6 protein-coding genes are annotated in these 4,814 nt (G+C 73.8%); 4 read left to right on the plus strand and 2 right to left on the minus strand.

Features of this window, described 5'->3' with window-relative positions; genetic code table 11:
- Nucleotides 1-232: hypothetical protein (locus tag V7E46_RS32485; protein ID WP_333771763.1), on the plus strand; the 232-nt coding region annotated here is incomplete at its 5' end.
- Here V7E46_RS32485 and V7E46_RS32490 read toward each other — a convergent pair.
- Nucleotides 146-1,861 (minus strand): caspase, EACC1-associated type, encoded by a 1,716-nt coding sequence (locus V7E46_RS32490; protein ID WP_333771764.1) that lies wholly within the window; start codon nt 1,859-1,861, stop codon nt 146-148. The genes V7E46_RS32485 and V7E46_RS32490 overlap by 87 nt on opposite strands.
- 5 nt (nt 1,862-1,866) lie before the next feature.
- Nucleotides 1,867-2,319: a hypothetical protein gene (locus tag V7E46_RS32495; RefSeq protein ID WP_333771765.1), complete on the minus strand. Its 453-nt coding sequence runs from the start codon at nt 2,317-2,319 to the stop codon at nt 1,867-1,869.
- A gap of 140 nt (nt 2,320-2,459) precedes the next feature.
- Between V7E46_RS32495 and V7E46_RS32500 the strand changes: the two genes are divergently transcribed.
- The 3 genes from V7E46_RS32500 to V7E46_RS32510 all read left to right on the plus strand — a co-directional run bounded on the left by V7E46_RS32500 (nt 2,460) and on the right by V7E46_RS32510 (nt 4,751).
- Nucleotides 2,460-2,699, plus strand: a complete 240-nt coding sequence (locus V7E46_RS32500) for a hypothetical protein (RefSeq protein ID WP_333771766.1) — start codon at nt 2,460-2,462, stop codon at nt 2,697-2,699.
- A gap of 204 nt (nt 2,700-2,903) precedes the next feature.
- Entirely contained in the window at nt 2,904-3,122 is a 219-nt protein-coding gene (locus V7E46_RS32505; RefSeq protein WP_443054419.1) for a hypothetical protein, read from the plus strand.
- Nucleotides 3,123-3,164: 42 nt separating this feature from the next.
- Nucleotides 3,165-4,751, plus strand: a complete 1,587-nt coding sequence (locus tag V7E46_RS32510) for an alpha/beta hydrolase (protein ID WP_333771767.1) — start codon at nt 3,165-3,167, stop codon at nt 4,749-4,751.
- Nucleotides 4,752-4,814: the final 63 nt, after the last annotated feature.

A 4,814-nucleotide genomic window follows, 5' to 3' on the forward strand; every position in this document is an offset into this window, starting at 1 on the left:
CGCCATCCCCCTCCCCGCTCTCACCTCGCTGACCCCGCTCGCGGGTTCCGGCCTCCTGCTCACCTCGGCGGCCCCCCGGGCGGCCTTCACCGAAGCGGTTGCCGCACTGACCTCCTGGGGCGACGGCACTTCGCCCGCGGACGGGTCAGTCGCGTACCTCGACGCGTACGAGGAGATCACCCCGGCCGCCGGCGTGCAGACGGGTGACTCCCAGCTCCGGCAGGCGCAGTGACTGGCCGTCGCGGATGCCCCGGGGGACGCGGACGGTTTTCGAGCCGTCCAGCGTCCGCAGGGGGAGGGTGCCGCCTGCCGTCGCCACCGCTCGCGGGATCCTCATGGTGCACACCAGGTCGTCGCCCTCGCGCCCGAAAACGGAGTGCGGGCGCACCACGATCTCGACGTAGAGGTCGCCTGCCGGGCCGCCGCCGGGGCCGGCCTCTCCTTCACCGGCGAGCTGGATCCTGGTCCCTTCGTCGATACCGCCGGGCACCTTCAGGGTGAGGGTGCGGTCGGCGGGCACACGGCCCTCGCCCCTGCAAACTGGGCAGGGGCGGCGCAGGACGGTGCCGTGGCTCTCGCACTTCGGACAGGGACGCCCGATGAGGACCGCTCCCGTGGACCTGCGCGGGGTCTCCAGCCGCAGGCCCCGGCCCCCGCAGTCGGAGCACTCCCTGGGCCGTGCCCCGTTCTCGCCACCGGTCCCCGAGCAGGCGGCGCACACGACCGCGGTCCGGACCGCGATCTCCTTCGTACAGCCGAACACGACTTCCGCCAGGTCGACTTCGAGGCGGATCAGGGCGTCCTGCCCCCGCCGGGTACGCGGTCGGGGGTACGACTCATCGGCCTCCGCCGGGGCCCCTGCCGCGGGCTCCGCCACGAACTGGGTCCGCCCGGTCGCCCCGGCGCCGGCCTCGCCCCGGAAGGCGTCCCGCATCCGGTGGAGGAGGGAGGACTCGGGACCGGGAGGGGCGACCTCGGAAACGGCCGCACCCGCTCCAGGGCCGCCCGCGCCCGCGGCGGGCGGCTCCTCGGGCCGCGGCGGAACGAAGGCCTCGCGCGGGCCGGCGGCTTCCCGCGGGTCCGCGTCCTGCCCGCCCGCGGGCGCCCGCACCGCCCGCGCGATCGTGACCTGGTACTCCAGGTCCACCCAGATCCGGGGCCGCTGGCGTACCCCGGCGCGGTGCAGGGACTCGTAGACGTAGTCGTACAGCTCGGTGACGGTGATCCGGCCGTCCCCGTTCAGGTCGGCGGCACCCGTGGCCAGGCCCTTGATCAGGGCGCCGGTGAAACGGGACGGCTCGGGCACCGCGGACTCGACGCGGCTGCCCTCCCACGCGTATTCGGTGCGGCTGGTCGCGGTGAGGACGGCCCGGCCGTGGCCGCCCAGCTCGTCGCGTACGTGGATCCGGTCGTCGCCCTTCGACCCGGGGATGAAGGCGCCGCTGTAACAGCAGTCGAGCAGGACGACGATGGTGCGCGCCCGGCACAGCTCCATGCGCCCGCGCAGGAAGGCGGCCGGGACCGCGGTGGAGGCGGGCAGGTCGCGGTCGGTGTCGCGGGCGGCGAAGTACAGATGGCCGTCGTCGTCCTTGATGCCGTGGCAGGAGATGTGCAGCAGGAGCAGGTCGTCCCGGCTGCGGTCGCGGAAGAACCGCTCCAGGGCGCGCGTCACCTCATGGGCGCGGGCGTCCGTCAGCTGCTCGGTGCGGAAGCCGCCGATGCCGGGTTCCGCCAGGACGCCCGCGAGGCCCGCGCTGTCCTGGCGGGGGGAGCGGAGCGAGCTGAGCGTGCTGTCGTCGTACTGTCCGGTCGCGATCAGGAGCGCGTCCCTGCGGCCCGGGCCGAAGGGGGCGTCGGTCATCCGGTCTACCCCTGCGGAGCGGGATCTTCCCCGGGTCCTCCGGGGGCCGGCCCGGCGTCGGGGGTCCCGCTCGCGCCGGGTGCGCGGCGGACGTCGTCCAGGAACGCGTCGACCAGGCGCTGCTGCTGCTCCGCCGAGGCGTGGCCGAGTTCGATGGTGCGGCCGTCGACGTCCACCGTGACCGAGCGCACGGGGCGGTTCTGCATCCAGGTCTCCACCAGACGCAGCACGGGCCGCAGCAGCACCGGCGCGAGGCTGACCGCGAGCGCGCCGACGGTGATGACCTCCCCGGCCTTGGCGCCCTCGGGCGCCGTCTCACCGCTCCGGTCCAGCCGCACGTCGTCCACGTCGAGTTCGAGCAGCCGCCACCGCAACTGCGCGGTGAGCGCGTCGAGTTCGGCCTGGTCCACGTCGGCGTGACCGGACACGACCAGCCTCATACCGCTGCCTGCGGTCATCCCCGTCCCCCTGTACGTCAGCCGCTTCCAGTCTAGGGGCGAACTCCGCCCGCGTCCCGTACAGTCGGCGGCTCGTTCACGGACGGCCCGCCCGCGAGCGCCGCCGCGCAGGCCAGGGCGACCGCGCCCGCGGCGGCCCCGTGCACGGGCTCCACGCGATGGACCAGGTGCGGCTCGGTGAGCGGCACCCCCGCGGGGCCCGTGGCGGAGCGGGGGAGGACGGCGAGGCCGTGCCCGGCCCGGACCGGCTCGTGCAGCACCCTGGCGTCGCCGCCGGCATGGACAGCCCGACGGGACAGGCCCCCGGCGCCGCGCCCCGCAGGCCGTCCAGCGGCACGGCCGCGCCCGGCGCGTCGAGCCACAGCGCGTCGGCCAGGTAGGCGAGCCGCAGCCCGGGGAGCGGGGCCAGCGGATGGGCGGGCGGCAGCAGCACCGCGGGCGGCTCCTCGCCGAAACGCAGCCGCGAGAGCGTCGAGCGCTTCCACTGCGCCTACGGCCCGGTCCCCGGGCTGCTGCCCCGACTGACCGCGCCAGGACTGTGCTTCACCGGCCACGACAGCGAAGGGGCGCCCAGAATCGCCGAGTTGCCCGGCCACCCCTTCCACCTGGCCACTCTCTTCCGGCCCGAGCTGGCGGGCGACACCACGGACCCGCATCCGTTCATCACCGCGTTCGCCGAAGCAGCCGTCACCCGTGCGGCGCAGGCCAACTTCCCGGCGAAATCACGCTTTGATGAAGAATCACCCGCCTGGCCTGTTCACAGCAGCCACACAGGGGAAAGGATTCGCACCTCATCACTGTGACAACCGTGGTCACAAACCACGGAACAGAGGGGGAGGTTCGACTTGAGACGCACGATAGTGCTCGTCTCCACCGGCGCCCTGATCGCAGGCGCCATCGCCGCGGCACCCGCCGCCACGGCCGGAGCCACCACCGCAGCACACCCGCGGACGGTGACCGTACCGGAGCCGGTCGGCGAGGCCATCGCCGCGGCCGGGGCCCGGCGCGCCGGCATCCAGTGGGCAGCGTGTCCCGACGGCTGGGGTCTGGCGGCCCCGGTCCAGTGCGGCTGGGTCACCGTTCCTGTCGACTACCGCAAGCCCTTCGGCGCCACCATCAAGCTCGCCGTGGACCGCGCGGCCAGCACCGGCACGGCGCAGGAGCGGCAGGGCGCGCTGGTCTACAACCCGGGCGGCCCCGGCGGCTCCGGGCTGCGCTTCCCGGTACGCAGCACCAGCGCGGCCCCGCTGTGGACCAAGACGGCCAAGGCGTACGACTTCATCGGCTTCGACCCGCGGGGCGTCAACCACTCGGCGCCGATCTCCTGCGCCGACCCGACGGAATCCGCCACGGGTCCCAAGGCCGACCCGGTGCCGGACAGCGAGGCCGACAAGCGGGCGCAGCGCAAGCTGGCCGCGGAATACGCCCAGGGCTGCCTGGAGCGCACCGGCGCCGCGATGCTCTCCCAGATGACCACCGCCAACACCGCGCGCGACCTGGACGTCATCCGGGCCGCGCTGCGTGAGGACCGGCTCAACTACCTGGGCGTGTCCTACGGTACGTACCTCGGCTCGGTCTATGCCACGCTCTTCCCGACGCACGTGCGCCGGATGATCATCGACAGCGTGGTCGACCCGTCACGGGACCAGGTCTGGTACCAGAACAACCTCGACCAGGACGTGGCCTTCCAGGGCCGCTGGCAGGACTGGGAGGCGTGGGTCGCGAAGTACGACTCCGTCTACCACCTCGGCAGCACCGTGGCCCAGGTCCAGGCGAAGTGGGAAGCGCTGCGGGCGGCGACCAAGAGCCACCCGGTCGGCGGTGTCGTCGGCCCGGCGGAGCTGCTCAACTTCTTCACCAGCGCGCCCTACTACGACTCCAGCTGGGCCGCCGTCGCCAGTGTGTGGAGCCGGTACGCGGCCGGAGACACCCAGGCGCTGATCGACGCGGCGGCCTCCGACCTGTCGGACACCGCGGGCAACATCAGCGCGGAGAACAGCAACGCCGTCTACACCGCGGTGGAGTGCACCGACACCAAGTGGCCGACCAGCTGGCAGAAGTGGGACCGGGACAATACCGCGCTCAACGCGGAGTACCCGCTGCTGACCTGGTCCAACGCCTGGATGAACCTGCCCTGCGCCACCTGGCCCGTACGCCAGCAGACCCCGGTGGACGTCCGCTCGCACTACGGACTGCCCGGTGTGCTGATCGTGCAGAGTACCGATGACGCGGCGACGCCGTATCCGGGCGCGCTGGAGACCCACCGCAGGCTGGCCGGATCGCGGCTGATCACCGAGCAGGGCGCGGGCTCGCACGGCGTCACCAACCTGGTGAACCCGTGCATCAACTCCCGCGTCGACGACTACCTGCTGCACGGCACGCTCGACCGGCACGACGTGGTGTGCGGACCGCACGCCACCCCCGTGCCGTAGCCGCGCCGCCCGCAGGGCCGCCGCCCGCACCCCCGGCCGGGGGTGCGGGCGGCGGCCCTGCGG

This window comes from Streptomyces sp. IBSBF 2435 (genome assembly GCF_036815005.1).
Taxonomy (GTDB): Bacteria; Actinomycetota; Actinomycetes; order Streptomycetales; family Streptomycetaceae; genus Actinacidiphila.

Excerpts from the sequence above, each read along its gene's own strand:
- V7E46_RS32490 (WP_333771764.1), bottom strand. The coding sequence starts at position 1,861 with ATGACCGACGCCCCCTTCGGCCCGGGCCGCAGGGACGCGCTCCTGATC.
- V7E46_RS32495 (WP_333771765.1), bottom strand. The coding sequence starts at position 2,319 with ATGACCGCAGGCAGCGGTATGAGGCTGGTCGTGTCCGGTCACGCCGAC.